Source organism: Bradyrhizobium sp. CCBAU 51753, from assembly GCF_015291565.1.
GTDB classification, from domain to species: domain Bacteria; phylum Pseudomonadota; class Alphaproteobacteria; order Rhizobiales; family Xanthobacteraceae; genus Bradyrhizobium; species Bradyrhizobium ivorense.
On the sequence record NZ_CP030037.1, the window covers coordinates 4,995,164 to 5,015,712 of the forward strand.

Below are 20,549 nucleotides of genomic sequence, written 5' to 3' on the forward strand. Positions count from 1 at the left end.
CTCAAGGAACAAGTTTGATGCCACTCACACGTGGCCGTATCGGGGGTTATGATTCCGAGCGGATGGCGTTCGGATTCACCATGATGAACGGCGATCAGGAAATCGAATGCCAGATCAGCGACGCCGCGATGGATGAACTGGCCGGCACGCGGGGCACGCCGAGCATGGCGCGCCAGGCGCAGTTCGTCGCGCTGCGCGACATGATTGAGCAAATCGCGTCCGGCATCCACGACAGCGCCCCGCCGGTCAAGGGCGCGACGATCCGGATCTTCACCAAGCACATCCCCAAGCAAGAAAGTTAACCGCCGAACTCCCGCGTGCGGGCGGCGCGCCACAGCGTCCAAAGAATGCGCAGGCGCGACGCCGGCCTTGCCAGGAACGGATCGCTGTCGGCCCGCGCCATCAGCTTCAGCTCGCGCCTGACATGCGCCAGCGGCAGGAACACCGGCCGCACCTCGCGTGGAACATCCGCCAGCAGCGCCAGCGCAGTCGCAAGATGGGTCTGCGCTTCGCTTGCGAGCTGGTCGACCGCGGCACGGATGTTCGGGGTCAGCTTGCCTGCAAATACCTCCTCCTTGCTGCTGCCGTGCTGCTGCAAGAACTGCTGCGGCAGGAACAGCTGCTGCCGCGCGGCGTCCCGCGCCAGCCTGGTGATCACCTGCGTCATGCCCTGGGCAAGGCCGGCATGGCGCGCCACGTGTTCGATCGCCTCCGACGGTCGCACTATCACGCGCGCGGCGAGCGAGAACAGCGCCGACGCGGTGGCGTCGAGATAGCCCTCGAGCGCGGCCAGCGACGGCATCGGATCGTTGTAGAGATCGAACTGGTGCTCCTCGACCAGGCGCGACAGCGGCGAGACCGGCAGGCGGTGGTTGCGGATGGTGTGCAGCAATTCGGCCGCTACCGGATTGCCTTCGACGCCGCCATGCCCGCTGCCGGCCAGCATGTCGGTCCACCATTGCAGCCTGATCTCGCCGGGCAGCGGCTGGCTCACCTGCTCGTGCACGCGCGAAATCTCGGCGTTGAAGGCGTAGATCGACAGCAGCGCGCGGCGTTCCGGACCCGGCACGAACAAGGTCGAGGCGTAGCGCACGAAATCATGGGTCTTCACAAGATCGGCGCAGAAGGCCGCGCCGTCCTTTGGCGTTTCCTTGGGTGTGTCGCTGGGCGCTTCCGTCGCGCTCATGGCACCGCGATCAGCGCCGCCGCGACGCGCCGCCGCTCGCCCAGCATGACGTTGTAGGTGCGGATCGCCGGGCCGGTCTGCATGGCATCGAGCACCACCCGGACCGCGCGCAGGGCCTCACGCAGGCCTTTGGACGGCACCCAGACCTCGTTGCCGGTGCCGACGATCAGCGTGTCGATCGCGTTCGCGGCCGCGAACACCTTCTGCAGCGAATATTCGTCGATCTGCTGCGGGCTGGTCACCGGCCAGGCCCAGATCGCGTCGGGCAGGCACAAGAGCGAGCCGCGATGCGACATGTCGGCGAACGCGAAGCCGCCCTTGCCGTAGGCCTCGATCGGCGCCGACCTCGGAAGATGGGGAGCGTCCGAGGAGTTGCTCATGACCGGCTACTTCTTGGCTGCCGCGCCCGGCTTCTTTTCCGCCGCTTCCGGCGCTTCGCCGCGCGTACTGTGAACGCCGAGATAGATCAGGATCGGCGCCGCGATGAAGATCGAGGTGTAGGTGCCGACCAGCACCACACCGAACATCATCACCGCGGTGAAGCTGTGGATCGCCTGGCCGCCGAACAGCAGCAGCGCGAGCAGCGCCAGGGTCACGGTGACGTGGGTGATGATCGAGCGCGATAGCGTCGAGTTGATCGATTCGTTGAGCAGCTGCGGCATCGGCATCTTCTTGTAGCGGCGCAGCATCTCGCGGATACGGTCGTAGATGACGACGGTGTCGTTGAGCGAGTAGCCGAGAATGGTCAAGAGCGCCGCGATGCTGGTGAGGTCGAAGTCGACCTGGCTGATCGACATGAAGCCGATCGTGAGCACGATGTCGTGCACGTTGGCGATCATGGCACCGAGTGCGAACTGCCACTCGAAGCGGAACCAGAGATAGATCAGGATGCCGACGATCGCGAGCATCAGGCCGAGCATGCCGAACGCGAGCAATTCGCCGGAGACGCGCGGTCCCACCACCTCGACGCGGCGGTACTCGACGGACTCGCCGAGCGCACCACGGACCTTGCCGACGGCTTCCTGCTGCGCCTTGTCGCCGCCCGGCTGCTCGGCGACGCGGATCAGCACCTCGGCCGGGCCGCCGAACTGCTGCAGCTGCACTTCGCCGAGGCCGAGACCGTTAAGGCTCGTGCGCATCGCCGCGATATCGGCGGTGCCAGACTTGGCACGCACCTCGAGCAGCGTGCCGCCCTTGAAGTCGATGCCGAAGTTCAGGCCATGGGTGAAGAACAGCGTGATCGCCAGGATCGACAGCGCGGCCGAAACCGGAAAGCTGATGCGGCGGAAGCGCGTGAAGTCGAAATGCGTATCATCGGGCACGATGCGCAGCGACGGCATCAGGCCGAGCGCCGCGACCACCGTCAGAACGACGATCAGAATGCCAAGGCCGATCAGAACGTAATGAGTCACGACAGGCCTCTCAGATCGGCACGGTTTGCGGCCGCTTCCAGCGCACCCACGTGGCGACGATCAGGCGCGTCATCGTGAAGGCGGTGAACACCGTGGTAATGATGCCGATGCCGAGCGTCACGGCGAAGCCGCGCACCGGTCCGGTGCCGATGTAGAACAGCACCGCGGCAGCGATGAAGGTGGTGATGTTGGAGTCGAGAATGGTGGCCAGCGCCCGGGTGAAGCCGGCGTCGATCGCCGAGATCGCGTTGCGGCCGCCGCGCAGCTCCTCGCGGATGCGCTCGTAGATCAGCACGTTGGAGTCGACCGCGATACCGACGGTCAGCACGATGCCGGCGATGCCGGGCAGCGTCAGCGTGGCGTTGAGCAGCGACAGCAGGCCGAAGATCATCGCGACGTTGATGGTCACGGCAATGTTGGCGAACACGCCGAACAGGCGGTAAGTCACCAGCATGAACACGATGACCAGGATCGAGCCGACATAGGCGGCAAGTTCGCCCTTTTCGATCGAGTCCTGGCCGAGGCCGGGACCGACCGTGCGCTCCTCGACCACCGTCAGCGGCGCGGGCAGCGCGCCGGCGCGCAGCAGCACCGCGAGGTCGTTTGCTGACTGCACAGTGAAGTTGCCGGAAATCTGGCCCTGTCCGCCGGTGATCGGCTCGCGGATGACCGGCGCCGAGATCACCTCGTTGTCCAGCACGATCGCGAACGGCAGGCCGACATTCTCCGACGTCGCCTGGGCGAATTTACGCGCGCCGGTCGTGTTGAACTTGAAGCTGACGATCGGCTCGCCGGTGCGCTGATCGAAGCCCGGCTGGGCATCGGTCAGCTCGCCGCCGGAGACCAGCACCTGCTTCTTGACGACATACGGCACCTTCGGCGACGACGTGCTCATCAAGAGTTCGGAGTCCGGCGGCACCCGGCCCTGCTGGGCCTGATCCGGCGACACCGAGGTGTCGACCATGCGGAATTCCATCTTCGCGGTCTTGCCGAGCAGTTCCTTCAAGCGCGTCGGATCCTGGAGGCCGGGCACCTGCACCAGAATGCGGTCGGTGCCTTGGCGCTGGATCACCGGCTCCACGGTGCCGAGCTCGTTGACGCGGCGCTCGACGATCTGGATCGACTGTTCGATGGTACGGCGCAGCAATTCGGTGATCGCAGCCTGCGGCACGGTGAACTTGATCAGCCCGGCCCCGGCGTCGGTGACCTCCATGCTGCGCTGGCCGTTCGATCCGAGCAGGCCGCCGAGGGGCTGCGACAGCTCGCGAAGCTTGCTCAGCGCGGTCGGCAGATCGCTCTCCTTGGAAATGCGCACCTCGACCGCATCGTTGCGGACGGCAAGGCCGGTGTACAGGATGCGGTTCTCGCGCACCACCTTCTGCACGTCACCGCGGATCTGGTCGAGCTTTTGCTTCCTGACGTAATTGGCGTCGACCTCGAGCAGCAGATACGAGCCGCCCTGCAGGTCGAGGCCGAGCACCAGGCGGCGCTGCGCCCAGGCCGGCCAGCTCTTGACCTGCGCCTCGGGGAAGAAATTGGGCACGGCGCACAGACAGACCACCAGCGCTGTCAGAACGATCGCCAGCGCCTTCCACCGCGTGAAATACAACATCGAGTTGACCTGTCAGATTCCAGTGAGGCGGCGCGCGATCAGCTCGCGGACGCCTCGTCCTTGGCTTCGCCCTTCGCCGGCTCGCCCTTGGCGCGCACGCCCGAGATCATCTGGCGCATCTGCCGCACGCGGACGCCGTCCGAAATCTCGAACTCGACCTGGTCGTCATCGACCACCTTGGTGACCTTGCCGACCAGGCCGCCGGAGGTCACGATGGTGTCGCCACGGCGGATGTTCTTCACGAGATCGGCGTGATCGCGCACCTTCTTCTGCTGCGGACGCAGAATCAGGAAGTACATGATGACGAAGATCAGCGCGAATGGCAGCAGCGACATCAACATGCTGTTGGCATCACCACCGGCTCCAGCCTGAGCAAACGCAGGAGTAATCAGCATTCGGACGATCCTCGGATAAGACGGGAAAGGACCGGCATCGCCCTCCAGACCCTAAGTCCCTGGGCGGTATGGCGGTCCGGACAAATTCGCGCGGACTATAGCGGCCGCGGTCCCAATTGCAACGTTAACAGCCTTCCATTTAGGCCGCTTGCGGGAGCGGCGCCAGCCCGATAAGGCTGCGCCGTCAGGAACTGGAAAAATGCCGAAAAAAGCCAACAAAACAGCCAGCAAAACCACGTCCAAAGCCGCCGCCAGGACGCCGGTAAAAGCCGCGACAAAACGCCCGGAAACGGCCTTCGATGGCACGACCGCCGAGCGGATTGCCACGGCCCTTGAGAGCATCGCCATCCTGCTCGCGGCCGCCTCCCCGGAGCTCGAGCCGGAGCTGGGCGAGCCGTTCGCCGACGCGGACGCCTTCGTCTGGCATCCCGATGGCCGCCTCACCCCGGTGCCGCGCGTCAGCCGCGTCGAGATCGGCCTGCTCAAGGGCGTCGACCGGATGCGCGACATCCTGATGGAGAACACCGAGCGCTTCGCCAACGGCTTTCCCGCCAACAACGCGCTGCTCTGGGGCGCGCGCGGCATGGGCAAGTCGTCGCTGGTGAAGGCCGCGCATGCCAGCCTCAACCTCGACCGCAAGCCGGCCGACCGGCTGAAGCTGATCGAGATCCACCGCGAGGACATCGAGAGCCTGCCCGGCCTGATGGAGCTTTTGCGCTCTTCGTCGTTCCGCTTCATCGTGTTCTGCGACGACCTCTCCTTCGACGGCAACGACGCCTCCTACAAGTCGCTGAAGGCGGTGCTGGAAGGCGGCATCGAGGGCCGTCCCGACAACGTCATCCTGTACGCGACCTCGAATCGGCGGCACCTGCTCGCGCGCGAGATGATCGAGAACGAACGCTCGACCGCGATCAATCCGGGCGAAGCGGTCGAGGAGAAGGTGTCGCTGTCCGACCGGTTCGGCCTCTGGCTCGGCTTCCACCGCTGCAGCCAGGACGAGTATCTCGCCATGGTGAAGGGCTATTGCGACCACTTCGGCATCAGGATCGCCGACGACGAGCTGGAGCGCGAGGCGCTGGAATGGTCGACCACCCGCGGCTCGCGCTCCGGCCGCGTCGCCTGGCAGTTCACCCAGGAATTGGCGGGACGGCTGGGCGTGCGGCTGAGCGTGAAGTAGCCGCGGATTTTTCAACGCACGCCGCTGTCGTCCCCCGGCTTGACCGGGGGACCCAGTACGCCGCGGCCTCTCGATCAATCACCACTGTCTCTGGAATACTGGATCGCCCGGTGAAGGCCGGGCGATGACAGCATCAGTGGCGCTGCAGCCGGGCGACGACAGTATGAGTGGTGCGAGCAAAACAAAACGGGGGAGGCTTGCGCCACCCCCGTTGTCTTTGTCGTGAGCTTTGGAAGTCCGGCGCGTGGCTTACGCGCCGTTGAGGAACTGGAGCGGGTCGACCGGCGACGAGCCCTTGCGGATCTCGAAGTGCAGCTGCGGCGAGCCCACCTCGCCCGACTGACCGGACTTGGCGATCACCTGACCGCGCTTGATGGTATCGCCACGCTTCACCATGATCTCGCTGGCATGGGCGTAGGCGGTGACGTAGCCGTTGGAATGGCGGACCAGCACGAGGTTGCCGTAACCCTTCAGCTCGTTGCCCGAATAGGCGACGACGCCGTCTTCGGCGGCCTTCACCGGCGTGCCCTCGGGCACCGCGACGTTGATGCCGTCATTGACCTTGCCGTTGGTCTTGGAGCCGTAGGCGGTGATGACCTTGCCGCGCACCGGCCAGCGGAAGGTCGGCAATGCGCCGGTCGCCTCGCTGGACTTGGTGACAACAGGCGTTTCCGCAGCGGCAGGCGGCGCTTCGACATTTGCGGTCGGCTGCGCCAGCCGTGCGCTTTGCTGCGGCAGCGCGGTCGCGACCACCTTCGGGGCGCCGAGGGCCGGTGCCGGCGCAGCGGCAACCGGCGCAGCCGCAACGACGGGGGCCGCGGGTGCAACCGCGGTGGTCTTGGCGCCGGGCACGACCAGCTTCATGCCCGGGCTAAGCCGGGCCGACGCGTCGAAATTGTTGGCGCGGGCGAGCTCGGCGACCGGGATGTGGTGCTGGCGGGCGATGCTGTGCAGCGTGTCGCCGCGGTTGACATAGTGGACGCCGGCAGGCGCCGCGGCCACCGCAACCGGCTTGGCGGCGGGGGCAACAGGCGCGGCAGCGGTTGCGCCCGGGCGCGGAATGATCAGCTGCTGGCCGGGCGACAGCGCGCGCGGACCCTTGTAGCCGTTGGCGCGCAGGATCTCGGCGCTCGAGACGTTGTAGCGCTTCGCCAGCACCTCCAGCGTATCGCTGGTGCCGACGATGATGGTGGTGCCGTTACCGTGCCCGGCATGGGCCGCCGCGACCGAACGCGGCACGGTGCCGGTGGATTCGATCTGCGGACGCGCCGGGGGCGGCGTGTAGGACGAAAGCCCGCGCCCTCCTCCGGAAACGCCAGTGCCACCACCGGCCACCGGATAGGACTGCGGCGCCGCCGCGACCGGCGGCGGCAAGGGCTGCGACTGGTACTGCGAGTATTGCGGCGACTGCGGCCTCGAATATTGCGGCAGCTCGCGCGGCGGTTGCTGCTGCTGCACCGCGCCGGTCGGCTGCGGATCGAAGGCGAACGGATTTTGCGAGTATGAGTTTTGCGAGAAGCGCGACGACATGTCGGCGCTGCAACCGGCAAAAGCCACGGACATCAGCGCCAGCACCGCGACCTGCGGCACGCGACGCGAGCGAAGCAACTCGACAACCCCAGACATGGTTACTCACTCGTACGCAACAAAAGACTGTTTTGAGTAAACACGTACCGAGTAAACAACCGCTTAAGCCGGCGAATAAGGCGTTGGCGGCAAGCGGCAATCCGCCGTTTCTAGAGCTCGCGCGCAATTCCCGGCAGCGCCGGCACAAAGCGCACGTCGACCAATTCCTTGCGGTCGAAGCCGGTCGCGGTCCGAACCATCCGGACCAGGGTCTGGGTGCCCTGATGCGGCCCGACCGGGGCGATCAGGATGCCGCCCACCTCCAGCCGTTCCGCGAGCTTGTCGGGGACCTGCTCCATCGCCGCAGTGACGATGATGCGGTCGAAATCGCCGGCGCCGGCCGGGACGTCAAATCCGTCGCCGAGCAGCACCTCGACGTTGTAGTAGCCGAGCTTCTCCAGCCGCTGGCGGGCGCCGTCGGCCAGGGTGCGGTAACGCTCGATGGTCAGCACCTGCTTGCACAGCCGGGACAGGATGGCCGCCTGGTAGCCCGATCCGGTGCCGATCTCCAGCACACGGTGGGTCTTCTGCAGTTGCAGTTGCTCGGTCATGTAGGCCACGACAAACGGCTGGCTGATGGTCTGGCCGCAGGCGATCGCAAGCGCGCTGTCGCGATAGGCATCGTCGCGGTCGCGCGCCTCGACGAAGACTTCGCGCGGCACCTCTTCCATGGCCCGCAGCACCGCCTGGTCGCTGATCCCACGCCGCCGCAGGGTGAGCTGAAACATCATCTTCTCGGGCGGGTCTAAGGTCACGGCCATGCTCGTCAACGTCGCGGGGTGGCAATGCGGCCCGCTCTAGATGCCATCGAAATTCGAAATGCCGCGTTAAGGAAAACTTTCCCGTCGCCGCTGTTCCGGATCAGGAACCTGCTCCCGATCTCCGGTTGGCATCGCGGTGACTGCTCCCCATATGGAGCCGCAGTGACGCGCGATGAAGCCCCGGTATGACTGAGACCGGGCAGTTCGAGTGAAGACGTCCCGGCCACCAGTGCCGAGCCTCTTCCAACGCGCTCGACAAGGCCAACAACGCCATAGAACGATTCGCGGTTGCGCGCTGCAAAATGCGGCAATTCCCGAACGTTTGCATTGCGCCCCTTGATGTTATTTGCGAGCTTGGTTCTGCGACGGGCAAGGATTCCATCATGACAGCGACACGGCCGGCGGGCTGTTCAGTTTTCCTCGTTGAGGACGAGGTCATGATCCGGATGATGGTCGCCGATATGCTGGAAGAACTCGGCCATAGCGTTGCAGCCGAGGCTGGCGAGATCGGCGAAGCCGTCAAGCTTGCGCAATCCACCGAATTCGACCTCGCGATCCTCGACGTCAACGTCAACGGCAAGGTGATCACCCCGGTCGCGGAGCTGATCAACGCCCGCAACCGCCCCTTCATTTTCGCGACCGGCTATGGCTCGTCCGGCCTGCCGCCGGAATATCGCGACCGCCCGGCGCTGCAAAAGCCCTTCCAGCTGGAGACGTTGGCGCAGGTGATCTTCAACGCCATGAAGGGCGCACCGGTCTAGCCGTAAATTCGGAGCCGTAGCCCGGATGAGCGAAGCGACATCCGGGACAATCCATCCGCGGAGACAGCGGCCCCGGATATCGCTGCGCTCATTCGGGCTACTGCATCCAGGCTACAAGATCACTTCAACGTCGCGGCCAGCGCTTCAGAAAACGCCTCATCGGTGCGGTCGAGCCGCAGCGGCGTCACCGAGACGTAGCGCGCGGCGAGCGCGGCCAGATCGGTGCCTTCGGCCGGCGTATCCATCATCGCGGCGCGCTCGAACCCGATCCAGAAATACGGATTGCCGCGCCCGTCGTGACGGCGGTCGATCTTCAGAAAACCCTGATTGCGCTTGCCCTGCCGCGTGATCCGGATGCCCTTGACGTCATCGGGCATGCAGGACGGGAAGTTGACGTTGACGACGGTATTTCTGGGGACGCCGGCGTCGATGACCTTGCGGATGATGTCGGGTCCGAATTTCAGCGCCGTCTCCCACAGCGGCGCGTTGCGTGTGTCGATGGAAAACTCCTGCGACAGCGCGAACGACGGAAAGCCCAGAATGGTGCCTTCCAGCGCGCCGGCGATGGTGCCGGAATAGACCACGTCCTCGGCAACGTTGCGGCCCTTGTTGACGCCGCTCAGCACCAGATCGGGCAGCTTGTCGCCGAGAATGTGGCGCGCGCCCATGATCACACAGTCGGTCGGCGTGCCGCGCACCGCGAAATGACGCGGACTGACTTCGCGCAGGCGCAGCGGATCGTTCAGCGACAGCGAGTGCGAGACGCCGGACTGATCGAGCTCGGGCGCGACGATCCAGACGTCATCGGACAAGGCCCGCGCGATCTGCTCGACCACTTGCAGGCCGGGCGCGTGGATGCCGTCGTCATTGGTGCAGAGAATTCGCATCCGTCAACGTGCCTTTTTGTTCTGATTCGACGCGGGTTTCTTCAACCTGACGGCCGTCTTAACCGGCTAGGGCCGCGGAGGCAAACCCGGTGAAATCCAGCGCGCGCGCCAGGGGCTGACAAACCGGGCGCTGCCGGCGATTTTCCGGCTGAACACCGGCAAAATCGGCTTGGGCGGCCCCGACGGCCGAACGATCCGGATCGGAATCGGCACCGGTCTGCGCGAGTTGGCTTCGGCCGCTGCGGTTTGGGGCTGTTCGGACTTCGGAGGTTCAGCCTGCCGCGGCTCGGGCTGCGACGGCTCAGGCTTGGACGGCTCGATCTTGGGTGGATCGGCCTTGAGCGGATCGGCCTTGGAAGGTTCGGCCTTGGGCGGCTCGAGCCCGACCTGCGCAAACGGGCGAAGCGTGAGCTTGTGCAATTTGGCGGGCTCAGACTCGGCGGGCTCAGACTCGGCCGCCTCAGGCTTCGGCAACTCGGGCTTCGGCGGCTCGGGCTTGGCCTGCACGATCGGGCGAAGCTCGGCGTTGGCAGGTTCGGGCTTTAAAGCATGCGCAGGTTCAGACGTGGCACGCTCAGGCTTCGCAAGTTCCGGCTTGGAAAGCTCCGGCTCCAGAGATTCCGACGTGGGATTGGACCGCTCCGCCTCAGGCGGCGCGGCGACGGGCGCATCCGCCGGCTGCGCGGCTGGCGCTGAAGCCGCCGACCTCGCTTTCAGCTTGGCGAGCAGCTCCTCAAGCGAAGGCCCCGCTGGCAGCTCGGCCGGCGCCCGCGTCACGGGCGGTGCGGCGGGCGGCATCGGCGCAACGGCTGGCGCGACCGCCGGTTGATAATCGGCCGGCGCCGTATGGGCGAATTTGCCGCGCGCAACCTCGACCGCCTTGTCGAAGTCGGCGCGGTTGATCCAGGCCTTCGACTGCATCGCCTCGATCACGCCGGGCTCCCAGAGCCGCGCGACCTCGATGTCGTAATAGCCCATCTGCTTCTGATTGATCAGCTGCAGCCCGTGGCCGGTCACGGCCCATTGGCGACCAAGCCAGTGGATGTCACGGTGCAGTGGCATCACACTGGCTCCCCCTTACATGCCGTGCTCGATGACCTTGAGCCCGCCCATATAGGGCTGCAGCACATCGGGCACCGCGATTGAACCATCCTGCTGCTGATAGGTCTCCATCACAGCGATCAGCGCGCGTCCGACCGCCGTGCCGGAACCATTCAGCGTATGCACGAAGCGTGGCTTACCGTCGGGACCACGATAGCGCGCGTCCATGCGGCGGGCCTGGAAGTCGCCGCACACCGAGCAGCTCGAGATCTCGCGATAGGCGCCGCCATCGCCCTGCCCCGGCATCCACACCTCGATGTCGTAGGTTTTTTGCGCCGAGAATCCCATATCGCCGGCGCACAGCGTCATCACGCGGTAGTGCAGGTCGAGACGGCGCAGCACCTCCTCGGCGCAGGCCAGCATGCGCTCGAGCTCGTCCTTGCTGGCTTCCGGCGTCGTGATCGACACCAGCTCGACTTTTGTAAATTGATGCTGTCGGATCATGCCGCGGGTGTCACGCCCTGCCGCACCTGCCTCGGCGCGAAAGCACGGCGTCAGCGCGGTGAGCCGCATCGGCAGCTCTTTCTCGTCGAGGATGGATTCGCGCGCGAGGTTGGTGAGCGAGACCTCGGCGGTCGGGATCAGCCAAAGTCCGATTTCCTTCTCGAACGCAACGTTCGGTGCCCCCTCGCTCAAATCCACCTTTTGTCCTAGCCAAGGCTCCACTTTTGTTTGAGCGAATTTGAGGAAGGCCTCCTTCAGTTCCTTCTTAGTCCCCTGAAATCCCTCAAGAGCGATTTTCTTTTCGAATTCACGGGTGGCCTCGCGAACAATTGGCCTAATATCGTCGATGTCGGCCAATCGAGACGTTCCAAACTGGTCGTCCCTAAACTTAGGCAACTGGCCCGTTCCAAACATCGCTTCGTCGCGCACCAAGAGCGGCGGATTGATCTCGGTATAGCCGTGCTCGCCGGTGTGCAGATCGAGCATGAACTGCCCGATCGCGCGCTCGAGACGCGCGAGCCCCTTTTTCAGCACCACGAAGCGCGCGCCGGACAGTTTCGCGGCGGCCTCGAAATCCATGTCGCCGAGCGCGGCGCCGAGATCGTCGTGCAGCTTCGGCGCAAAGCCGTAGTCGCGCTGTTTGCCGAACACATGGTGCTGGACGTTGCCGTGCTCGTCGGCGCCGTCGGGGACCTCGTCGAGCGGCAGGTTGGGAATCGAGGACAGCTCCCGGGTCAGTTCCTCGTCGGCCGTCTTCGCCGCAATCTCGAGCTCCGGCATCGTGGTCTTGAGCTCGGCGACCTCGGCCATCAGCTTGGCGGCGCGCGCCTCGTCCTTGGCCTTCTTGGCGTCGCCGATCTCCTTCGAGGCCGCGTTGCGGCGCGCCTGGGCCTGCTCGGACGCCAGGATCGCGGCCCGGCGCTTCTCGTCGATCGCCAGCAGCGACGGCGACAGCGCCCCGAGACCGCGGCGCTTCAGGCCGGCGTCGAAGGCGGTCGGGTTGTCGCGGATCGCTTTGATATCGTGCATGGCGGGACTTTCAGGATCGTGCCTTGAGGGCCGTTTCCAGTACCCGAAATGGGGCGAATTTGGAACAGCGAAGACGGGTTACTCGGCCGGATTGGTCGCCGACCCCGACGAGGCGGCCGTGGTCGTGGCCTTCTTCTCCACCATCCGCACCGCGATGATGGCGCCCTCATAGAGCGCAAGCAGCGGGATCGCCAGCGAGGCCTGGCTCAGCACGTCGGGCGGCGTCAGGACGGCCGCGATGATGAAGGCGATGACGATGAAATAGCGCCGCTTCTCGCGCAGCATTTTTGACGTAACGATGCCGATGCGGCCGAGCAGCGTCAGGATCACCGGCAGCTGGAAGGCGATGCCGAAGGCGAAGATCAGCGACATCATCAGCGAGAGATACTCGCCGACCTTGGGCAGCAGCTGGATCTGCGCGGTCTCCGCGCCGCCGGCCTGCTGCATGCCGAGCGAGAACCGCACCAGCATCGGCAGCACCACGAAATAGACCAGCGCGGCGCCCATCACGAAGAACCCCGGGGTGGCGATCAGATACGGCAGGAAGGCGTTGCGCTCGTGACGGTAGAGGCCCGGCGCCACGAACTTGTAGATCTGGGTCGCGACGATCGGAAACGAGATGAAGCCGGCGCCGAACAGCGCGAGCTTGAGCTGGGTGATGAAATACTCCAGCAACGCGGTGTAGATGAACTTCGAGTTCTCCGGCCCCGCGATCCAGACGAACGGCCACACCAGCACGTTGTAGATCTGCTTGGCGAAGAAGAAGCAGAAGATGAAGGCCACTCCGAAGCCGAGCAGCGCCTTGATCAGCCGCGAGCGCAGCTCGATCAAATGGTCCATCAGGGGGGCCTTGCTGGCCTCGATATCTTCGGCGCTCATGACGCTTTGGCGTCCTTGAACACGTGGGGCTCGGCCGGCGCCGCATCATGCGGCTCGGGCTTGACCTCATTGCTGATCGCGAGCGGCTCACCCGCCGCCGCGTGGGTCTCTGCCTCGACGAAGGTCTCGGGCGTCGGCGCGGCCGGCGTCGTTGGTGCCAACGGATCGGTTGACGTCACCGGAGCGTCACTTGACGTCACCGGCGCGTCGATCGCGGACGCCACCTGGGCATCGACCGGCTTGTCGATCTGCAGGGCGTCGCTGACGTCCTTCTGCAGCGAGGTCATGACGTTGCCGCTGGTGATCCCGGTGGCGGCTTCCTTGACCTCGTCAAAGCTCTTCTTGAGGTCGGCCATTTCAGCCTCGCGCATGGCCTCCTGGAACTGGCCCTGGAATTCGGCGGCCATCTTGCGCGCCTTGCCCATCCATTGCCCGACCATGCGCAGCACGCCCGGCAGCTCTTTCGGGCCGATGGCGATCAGCGCGACGACCGCGATGACGACCAGTTCACTCCACCCGATGTCGAACATGAATGCTTCCGCCTAAGCGCGCCACTGACGACCCCATCTGCCTTAACAGGATTTGGGGCGGCCGGCGCCTTTCTCAATCGGCGTCCATAGCGCTTTCACGCGGCGGCGTCACCGTTTCGCGCAACAAAAAACGTCGAAATATCGGTTCGGGACAAGGGCCTTAGACGGCCTTGCTGCCGACGTCCTGGCGCGCCGCGGTCGGCGCCGCATTGTGATCGATGGCCTTGGCGGGCTCGGTCTTCTCGGCGACCTTGTCGTCGTCCTGCATGCCCTTCTTGAAGGCCTTGATGCCCTGGGCGACGTCACCCATCAGGTCCGAAATCTTGCCGCGTCCGAACAGCAGCAGGACCACTGCGATCACGACGATCCAGTGCCAAATGCTAAGCGAACCCATCCTGCAACCCTCCAGAAATGGCCGGCATTGCCGACCTGAGCTTTGCCCGGAAGGTAGGCCCGCGGGGTGTCAAAAACAAGGACTTCAGCCGCGGCAAATCGCTGTCGCGGCTACGTAATATTGCTAGGCTTAACCGGGAATATTCCGGGCTATTCGCCCTTCTCCTCGGCCTCATCGCCGTGGTCACCGGCACGGGCTTCATGCTCCGTGGAATCCGGTGCGGCCGCTTCAGCTTCGGTCGCTTCCGGTGCGGTCGCTTCCGCCTCGGGTGCGGCTTTAGCCTCCGGCTCAGCCGACGGCGCGAGCAGCAGTTCCAGCGTGTCGCCGGGCTCGAGCGGTTCCTCATCCTCGCGCAAGGTCACATCGTCGGACGGCGACGGAACGCTGAAGCCGGTCGGCAGGCGGGAATCCAGCAGACCCGTTCCCTTCAGCTCCTCGAGCCCCGGCAGGTCGCCGAGCGCCTCGAGGCTGAATTGCGAGAGGAACGCGTCGGTGGTTCCGAAGGTCAGCGGACGGCCCGGCGTCTTGCGGCGGCCGCGCGGCCGGATCCAGCCGGTCTCCAGCAGCACGTCGATCGTTCCCTTGGACGTCACGACGCCGCGGATCTCCTCGATCTCGGCGCGGGTCACCGGCTGGTGGTAGGCGATGATCGCCAGCACCTCGATCGCGGCACGCGACAGTTTTCGCGTTTCGGTGCTTTCGCGCGTCATCAGCCACGACAGGTCGCCGGCGGTGCGGAACGTCCACTTGTTGGCCACGCGCACCAGATTGACGCCGCGCGGTGCATACTCGGCCTGCAGCTGCGCCAGCGCCTTCTTGATGTCGACGCCGTCGGGCATCCGCTTTGCCAGCGTCGCCTGGTCGATCGGTTCGCTCGATGCAAACAGCAGGGCTTCCAGGAGCCGCAATTCCTCAGGACGCGCCATATGATCCACCGGAGAAACCTCCTCCTCGGGCTCGTCCATGCGCACTTCCGCCAAGCTTGCCATCGGCTTGCTCTCCTTCTTCCACTTACTCAACCGACAGGTCCGGCGCAGCCATTGCGGCCTGCGCGGGGCGCTTTCGGAAATAGATCGGCGCGAACGCCTGCTTCTGATTGATCTCCATCTCGCCTTCACGGACCAGTTCGAGGGCCGCGGCGAAGCTGGAGGCGAACACCGTCGCCTTCTGGGTGGGATCGGCGACGTAATTCATCAAATATTCGTCGAGACAGCTCCAATCCTCGGAAATGCCGACCAGCCGCTCCAGCGAGGCGCGCGCTTCGGCCAGCGACCACACCGTGCGCTTGGCCAGATGCACCGACGTCAGCACGCGCGCCTGGCGCTGCGTGGCATAGGCCGACAGCAGGTCGTAGAGCGTCGCGGTGAACTTCGGATGCTTGATCTCCGCGATCGATTCCGGATTGCCGCGCGGAAAGATATCGCGCTGGAACTGGGGCCGGTTCATCAGCCGGTTCGCCGCCTCGCGGATCGCCTCCAGCCGGCGCAGCTGGTTGGCGAGCGCGGTCGCCATCTCCTCGGCGCTCGGCCCCTCCGCGCTCGGCGGTTCCGGCAGCAACAGCCGCGACTTCAGGAAGGCAAGCCAGGCCGCCATCACCAGATAGTCGGCCGCGAGCTCGAGCCGGATTTTTCGCGCGGCGTCGATGAAGGAGAGGTACTGATCGGCGAGCGCCAGGATCGAAATCTTCGACAGGTCGACCTTCTGCTGCCGCGCCAGCGTCAACAGCAGGTCGAGCGGGCCCTCATAGCCCTCGACGTCGACCACCAGCGCCGGCTCGCCTTCAGCGAGGTCGGCCGGCCGCCCGGTCTCGAACGATAGAATTTCCGCGGTCATGCCGTCCCTACCCGATCCAACAACGCATCCAGTTCCGCCCGCGCCGCCTGCCGGTCGACCGGCTGGGGCTGCCGCCGCGCGGCCAGCGCCCGATTGGCGCGCTCAAGCGCCTTGCCGGCCAGCTCCGGCGTTTCCCGCGCGACCTCGCGCATCTCGTCGAAATTGCCGTTGCAGTGCAGGACCATGTCGCAGCCGGCGCTGACGATGGCTGCCGTTCGTTCGGCGATCGATCCAGCCAGCGCATTCATCGACACGTCATCACTCATCAACAGACCTTCAAACCCGATCCGGCCGCGAATCACCTGTTCGATGATTGTCGCAGAAGTCGTCGCGGGTTGGGCGGGGTCCAGCGCGCTAAACACAACATGTGCGGTCATGGCCATCGGTAGGTCGGCCAAGGGCTGGAACGCGGCAAAATCGGTCCTTTCCAGCTCGATTCGGGCAGTATCGACCGTCGGAAGTCGAAAGTGGCTGTCTGCGTTGGCCCTGCCATGACCGGGTATGTGCTTGAGAACCGGCAGCACGCCGCCCTGTTCCAGTCCTTCCGTGACCGCCCGGGCGATCGCCGCGACCTTGCCGGGTTCGGTTCCATAGGCCCGGTTGCCGATCACCGCATCGGCGCCGGACACCGGAACGTCAGCCAGCGGCAAGCAATCGACCGTTATCCCCAGATCGGCCAGATCGGCCGCAATCAGGCGGGAGCTGAGCCGCGCCGCGGCCAAACCAAGCTTAGGGTCGATGTCGTACAGCGCGCCAAAACTCGCGCCCGGCGGATAGACCGGCCAGTGCGGCGGCCCGAGCCGCGCCACCCGTCCGCCCTCCTGATCGATCAGGACCGGCGCGTCGGCCATCCCGGCCGCTGCCTTGAGTTCCGCAACGAGAGTCGAGACTTGTGCCGGGCTCTCGATGTTGCGCTTGAACAGGATGAAGCCCCATGGTCGTTCGGCGCGAATGAACTCGCGTTCGGCGTCATTGAGGGTCAGCCCGGATATCCCGGTGATGAATGCGCGGTTCGCCATTCGGCCGATTAGGCCGCATGCGGCTCATCGGTCAAGGAAACGGCCGCTAATTTCTTTGGATGAAGCAGTTCGGCAAGCCGGCTGACTTCAGGCTCTTGCAGAGCTGGTTCGCCTCCTCCGCCGAGCCGAGCGGGCCGGCGAAGGCACGGTAGTACACGCCCTTCTCGGCCAGATCGACGCGTCGCACCACCAGCGGCTGGGAGGCGAGCAGACTGGAATACTTGCTCTGCAGCACCTTGTACGACGCCTGCGCATCCGCCTCGTTCTTCTGCGACGACACCTGCACCAGGTAGCCACCACTGCTGACCGAGGCCGTCGTGGTCGAGGCCACTCGGGTCGGCGGCGCGGCCGGGGCCTCGGCCTGGCCAGGCGTCAGCGACAACGGCGAATTCACGCTGGCGTTGGCCGATGCCGGGTTGCTGCGCGGAACCTGCGGCTTGGGGGGTGCCGGCGGCTTGGCTGCGGCCTGCGCACCATCAGGCGTATCGCCCTTGACCGACAGGGTCCGGACCTTGCGCGGCTCGTTGTTCGGCAGTGTTCCGTTCGCCGTGGCCGGCGCCGGCGGGGGCGGCGTGGTCTGCACGCTGGACAGCGGCGGCGGATTCGGATTGGCGACCAGCGGCACGACGCGCGGTCCTGAAACCTTCGCGCTGGGGTCGACCGGGGTTTCCTCGCGCGACACAATCTTCTCGGTGCCGTCGCCCGCGGCCATGCGGTCCGGTGTCTTCGCCGGTGCGTCGGCCTGCGCCGGGATCACCTTGGTCGGCGTGTTGTCGGCCTTGATGATCGGCGGCTCGCCGCTGCGGGGCGAACCGACATAGGTGCGGTACGCGAACGCGCCGCCGGTCCCGATCACCGCGAGCGCGAGCACCGCGGCAACCGTCATCACGCCGCTGCTGCGCCGGCGCGGCTCGGGTTCTTCCTCATAGTCCTGATAGGCGTAGGGATCGTCTGGATAGGCCGGATCGCGCTGCAAATCGTGCTCGCCGGTGGCTTCCAGTTGCCCGTACAGCGCGTCGTCATAGCGCGACGGATCGTGGTCTTGACCGTGACCTTGGCCGTGACCTTGGCGACCGTCGTCCTGATGCCGAAACTCCTCGTCGAAACCGTCGGCCTGCTGGAAGGCCGGAGCCGGCTGATACGGCACGACAGGTTCGGGCTCGGGTGCAGGCGCCGGCTTTGCGGCATAACGGTGCAACGGATGCACCGCGCTCGGCTGGTAATCCTGCTCGGGCTCTTCATCATACGCCACCGGCGCGGGCGGCTGAGGCTCCTGGCGAGGCTGCTCTTGGCGAGGCTCCTGGCGCGCACGCTGCATCCAGGGCGGCGGGCCCGCGGGTCGCGTATCCTCGTCTTCCGCCGGCGGTTCATGAGCATGCTGCTGGGCTGGCGGCCGCGCGTTGGCACGCGACAGCAGCGGATGCGGCGGCTGCGCCTTGCTCGCGGTCCCGAACGGATCAGTCTGGCCGATCAGCCGGGCCAGCTCGGCAAGCGGATCGCCCTCGGCCTTCGGGGCCGCGTCGGGATAAGCACCGCGATCGTAATCGTCAGCGGCGGGAAAAGGTCGGTCCTGATATCGATCAGCCATCGTGATGATGCATCCCCTTCGGGACAGCGCCAAGATCGCCGGCGCTGCCGGTCCGAACGAATTGGCCCCTGCCAGATGCTCTCACAAATCCCCACTCGTGAGAGCCAAATGCCCCTGCCTACCGCATCTCGGTCGGAGCGTGGACGCCTAGAACAGCTAAGCCCGATGCCAGAACCGAGACGACGCCCTGAACCATTGCCAGTCGCGCCTTTGTGATTTCTGCATCATTATTGATAATGAAGCGTAAATAGGGCAAATCCCGCCCCTTGGTCCACAGCGCATGAAATTCGCTGGCCAAATCATACAGATAAAATGCGATTCGGTGCGGCTCATGCGCAATAGCCGCAGCCTCGATCATCCGGGGATAAAGCGCAAGCCGCTTCAGCAGGTCAAGCTCGGCCGGGTCGGTCAGCCGCTCCACGGCGGCACTCCGCAAATACGCCAGCCGGGCCTCGTCCGCCTGCGGCAGATCCGGAACCGCCTCCTCCCGCGCATTGCGGAAGATCGAATGGCCCCGCGCATGGCCGTACTGGACGTAGAAAACGGCGTTGTCCTTGGACTGCTCGATCACCTTGGCGAGGTCGAAATCGAGCACCGCGTCGTTCTTGCGGAACAGCATCATGAACCGCACCGCGTCGGAGCCGACCTCGTCGACCACCTCGCGCAGCGTGACGAATTCGCCTGAGCGCTTCGACATCTTCACCGGCTCGCCGTCGCGCAGCAGTTTGACGAGCTGCACGATCTTGACGTCGAGCACGGCCTTGCCCGCGGTGACCGCCTTCACCGCCGCCTGCATCCGCCTGATGTAGCCGCCGTGATCAGCGCCGAACACATCGATCAGGTTGGTGAAGCCGCGCTCGAACTTGTTGCGGTGGTTCGCGATGTCGGACGCGAAATAGGTGTAGCTGCCATCCGACTTGATCAGCGGACGGTCGACGTCGTCGCCGTAGGCGGTGGCGCGGAACAGCGACTGCTCGCGGTCCTCGTAATCCTCGACCGGCTTGCCCTTCGGCGGCGGCAGCCGGCCCTCGTAGATGTCGCCCTTGGCGCGCAGGAAATCGATGGTCTCGGCGACCTTGTTGTTGCCTGATGTGATCAGCGAACGCTCGGAGAAGAACACATCGTGATGGATGTTGAGCGCGGCGAGATCGCCCTTGATCATCTCCATCATCATGGCGATCGCCTTGTCGCGCACGATCGGGAGCCACGCGGCCTCCGTCATGCCAAGCAGCTTGTCGCCGTATTCCTTCGCGAGCGCCTCGCCGACCGGCACGAGGTAGTCGCCGGGATAGAGTCCTTCCGGAATCGCGCCGATGTCCTGACCGAGCGCCTCGCGGTAGCGCAGGAATGCGGAGCGCGCGAGCACGTCGACCTGGGCGCCGGCGTCGTTGATGTAATATTCGCGGCAGACGTCGAATCCGGCGAATTGCAGCAGGCTGCACAGCGCGTCGCCGAACACGGCGCCGCGGCAGTGCCCGACATGCATCGGCCCGGTCGGATTGGCCGAGACGTATTCGACATTGACCTTTTCGGCCTTGCCGACGTCGCTCTTGCCATACGCCGCACCGGCCGCCAGCACGGCGCGCAGTGCGTCGGCCCAGACCTGCGGCTTCAAGGTCAGGTTGATGAACCCGGGACCGGCGACATCGACCGAGGCCACCAGGTCGTCGGCGCGCAGCCGCTCCGCGATCTTGTCGGCGAGCTCGCGCGGCTTGGCCTTGGCGTCCTTGGCGAGCACCATCGCGGCGTTGGTCGCCATGTCGCCATGGCTGGCATCGCGTGGCGGCTCGACCACGACGCGGGACAGATCGATGCCGGCGGGCCAGTTATCTTCGGCTCCGATCGCGGCGCAGATCGCGTGCACGCGCGCCAGCACGTCGGCAAAAAGGTGTGGTGAAGCAGGGGTGTCGGCCAT

At 65.5% G+C, this 20,549-nt stretch carries 20 protein-coding genes and 1 pseudogene; 3 read left to right on the top strand and 18 right to left on the bottom strand.

Going from position 1 to position 20,549, the window contains the following annotated elements:
• The first annotated feature begins 17 nt into the window (after nucleotides 1-17).
• On the top strand, nucleotides 18-302 hold the full coding sequence (locus XH93_RS22605; protein ID WP_139483409.1) for a DUF1488 family protein: 285 nt from the start codon (nucleotides 18-20) through the stop codon (nucleotides 300-302).
• On the opposite strand, the gene XH93_RS22610 is transcribed toward XH93_RS22605, so the two are convergent.
• The 5 genes from XH93_RS22610 to yajC are packed head-to-tail and all read right to left on the bottom strand — an operon-like array spanning nucleotide 299 to nucleotide 4,605.
• Nucleotides 299-1,186, bottom strand: coding sequence for a phytoene/squalene synthase family protein (locus XH93_RS22610; protein WP_194469204.1), 888 nt, complete (start codon nucleotides 1,184-1,186; stop codon nucleotides 299-301). The genes XH93_RS22605 and XH93_RS22610 overlap by 4 nt on opposite strands.
• Nucleotides 1,183-1,566, bottom strand: a complete 384-nt coding sequence (locus XH93_RS22615) for an Mth938-like domain-containing protein (RefSeq protein ID WP_139483359.1) — start codon at nucleotides 1,564-1,566, stop codon at nucleotides 1,183-1,185. Before XH93_RS22615 ends, XH93_RS22610 begins: the two co-directional genes overlap by 4 nt.
• A gap of 6 nt (nucleotides 1,567-1,572) precedes the next feature.
• The gene (gene secF, locus XH93_RS22620) at nucleotides 1,573-2,598 is read right to left on the bottom strand and encodes a protein translocase subunit SecF (protein ID WP_139483358.1); all 1,026 of its coding nucleotides are present in this window, start codon (nucleotides 2,596-2,598) and stop codon (nucleotides 1,573-1,575) included.
• Between the two features lie 10 nt (nucleotides 2,599-2,608).
• Entirely contained in the window at nucleotides 2,609-4,210 is a 1,602-nt protein-coding gene (gene secD / locus XH93_RS22625) for a protein translocase subunit SecD (protein ID WP_194469205.1), read from the bottom strand.
• 38 nt (nucleotides 4,211-4,248) lie between these two features.
• Nucleotides 4,249-4,605: a preprotein translocase subunit YajC gene (gene yajC / locus XH93_RS22630; RefSeq protein ID WP_139483356.1), complete on the bottom strand. Its 357-nt coding sequence runs from the start codon at nucleotides 4,603-4,605 to the stop codon at nucleotides 4,249-4,251.
• A gap of 199 nt (nucleotides 4,606-4,804) precedes the next feature.
• On the opposite strand from yajC, the gene XH93_RS22635 reads away from it, so the two are divergent.
• Nucleotides 4,805-5,782 carry an ATP-binding protein gene (locus tag XH93_RS22635; RefSeq protein ID WP_194469206.1) on the top strand — a complete coding sequence of 326 codons (978 nt, stop codon included), beginning with the start codon at nucleotides 4,805-4,807 and terminating at the stop codon, nucleotides 5,780-5,782.
• 249 nt (nucleotides 5,783-6,031) lie between these two features.
• Here the strand turns inward: XH93_RS22635 and XH93_RS22640 are convergent, their stop codons facing one another.
• Together XH93_RS22640 and XH93_RS22645 are read right to left on the bottom strand one after the other, a co-directional pair.
• Nucleotides 6,032-7,408, bottom strand: a complete 1,377-nt coding sequence (locus XH93_RS22640) for a M23 family metallopeptidase (protein WP_194469207.1) — start codon at nucleotides 7,406-7,408, stop codon at nucleotides 6,032-6,034.
• 110 nt (nucleotides 7,409-7,518) lie between these two features.
• Nucleotides 7,519-8,136 (bottom strand): protein-L-isoaspartate(D-aspartate) O-methyltransferase, encoded by a 618-nt coding sequence (locus tag XH93_RS22645; RefSeq protein ID WP_139483408.1) that lies wholly within the window; start codon nucleotides 8,134-8,136, stop codon nucleotides 7,519-7,521.
• A gap of 416 nt (nucleotides 8,137-8,552) precedes the next feature.
• Here XH93_RS22645 and XH93_RS22650 point away from each other — a divergent pair, with 416 nt between their 5' ends.
• Nucleotides 8,553-8,930, top strand: coding sequence for a response regulator (locus XH93_RS22650; RefSeq protein ID WP_139483407.1), 378 nt, complete (start codon nucleotides 8,553-8,555; stop codon nucleotides 8,928-8,930).
• Nucleotides 8,931-9,049: 119 nt separating this feature from the next.
• On the opposite strand, the gene surE is transcribed toward XH93_RS22650, so the two are convergent.
• From surE to argS, 11 genes and pseudogenes are all read right to left on the bottom strand, one after another.
• Nucleotides 9,050-9,817: a 5'/3'-nucleotidase SurE gene (gene surE / locus XH93_RS22655; RefSeq protein ID WP_139862287.1), complete on the bottom strand. Its 768-nt coding sequence runs from the start codon at nucleotides 9,815-9,817 to the stop codon at nucleotides 9,050-9,052.
• Nucleotides 9,818-9,883: 66 nt separating this feature from the next.
• Nucleotides 9,884-10,879 carry a hypothetical protein gene (locus tag XH93_RS22660; RefSeq protein WP_194469208.1) on the bottom strand — a complete coding sequence of 332 codons (996 nt, stop codon included), beginning with the start codon at nucleotides 10,877-10,879 and terminating at the stop codon, nucleotides 9,884-9,886.
• Between the two features lie 15 nt (nucleotides 10,880-10,894).
• The gene (gene serS / locus XH93_RS22665; protein WP_194469209.1) at nucleotides 10,895-12,391 is read right to left on the bottom strand and encodes a serine--tRNA ligase; all 1,497 of its coding nucleotides are present in this window, start codon (nucleotides 12,389-12,391) and stop codon (nucleotides 10,895-10,897) included.
• Nucleotides 12,392-12,469: 78 nt separating this feature from the next.
• Nucleotides 12,470-13,270: a twin-arginine translocase subunit TatC gene (gene tatC, locus XH93_RS22670; RefSeq protein WP_194469210.1), complete on the bottom strand. Its 801-nt coding sequence runs from the start codon at nucleotides 13,268-13,270 to the stop codon at nucleotides 12,470-12,472.
• Nucleotides 13,267-13,800 carry a Sec-independent protein translocase protein TatB gene (gene tatB / locus XH93_RS22675; protein WP_139483349.1) on the bottom strand — a complete coding sequence of 178 codons (534 nt, stop codon included), beginning with the start codon at nucleotides 13,798-13,800 and terminating at the stop codon, nucleotides 13,267-13,269. The genes tatC and tatB overlap by 4 nt, the downstream gene beginning before the upstream one ends.
• Nucleotides 13,801-13,960: 160 nt before the next feature.
• Nucleotides 13,961-14,194, bottom strand: a complete 234-nt coding sequence (locus XH93_RS22680) for a twin-arginine translocase TatA/TatE family subunit (protein WP_139483348.1) — start codon at nucleotides 14,192-14,194, stop codon at nucleotides 13,961-13,963.
• A gap of 203 nt (nucleotides 14,195-14,397) precedes the next feature.
• Nucleotides 14,398-15,183: pseudogene (gene scpB, locus XH93_RS22685) on the bottom strand (SMC-Scp complex subunit ScpB); the annotation flags it as partial.
• Between the two features lie 22 nt (nucleotides 15,184-15,205).
• Complete coding sequence (locus tag XH93_RS22690; RefSeq protein WP_194469212.1) at nucleotides 15,206-16,027, bottom strand: ScpA family protein; 822 nt, start codon at nucleotides 16,025-16,027, stop codon at nucleotides 15,206-15,208.
• Nucleotides 16,024-17,046: a beta-N-acetylhexosaminidase gene (gene nagZ / locus XH93_RS22695; RefSeq protein ID WP_194469213.1), complete on the bottom strand. Its 1,023-nt coding sequence runs from the start codon at nucleotides 17,044-17,046 to the stop codon at nucleotides 16,024-16,026. The genes XH93_RS22690 and nagZ overlap by 4 nt, the downstream gene beginning before the upstream one ends.
• 46 nt (nucleotides 17,047-17,092) lie before the next feature.
• Nucleotides 17,093-18,634, bottom strand: coding sequence for an SPOR domain-containing protein (locus tag XH93_RS22700; protein ID WP_194469214.1), 1,542 nt, complete (start codon nucleotides 18,632-18,634; stop codon nucleotides 17,093-17,095).
• A 118-nt stretch (nucleotides 18,635-18,752) separates the two neighbouring features.
• Nucleotides 18,753-20,549: an arginine--tRNA ligase gene (argS, locus tag XH93_RS22705; RefSeq protein ID WP_194469215.1), complete on the bottom strand. Its 1,797-nt coding sequence runs from the start codon at nucleotides 20,547-20,549 to the stop codon at nucleotides 18,753-18,755.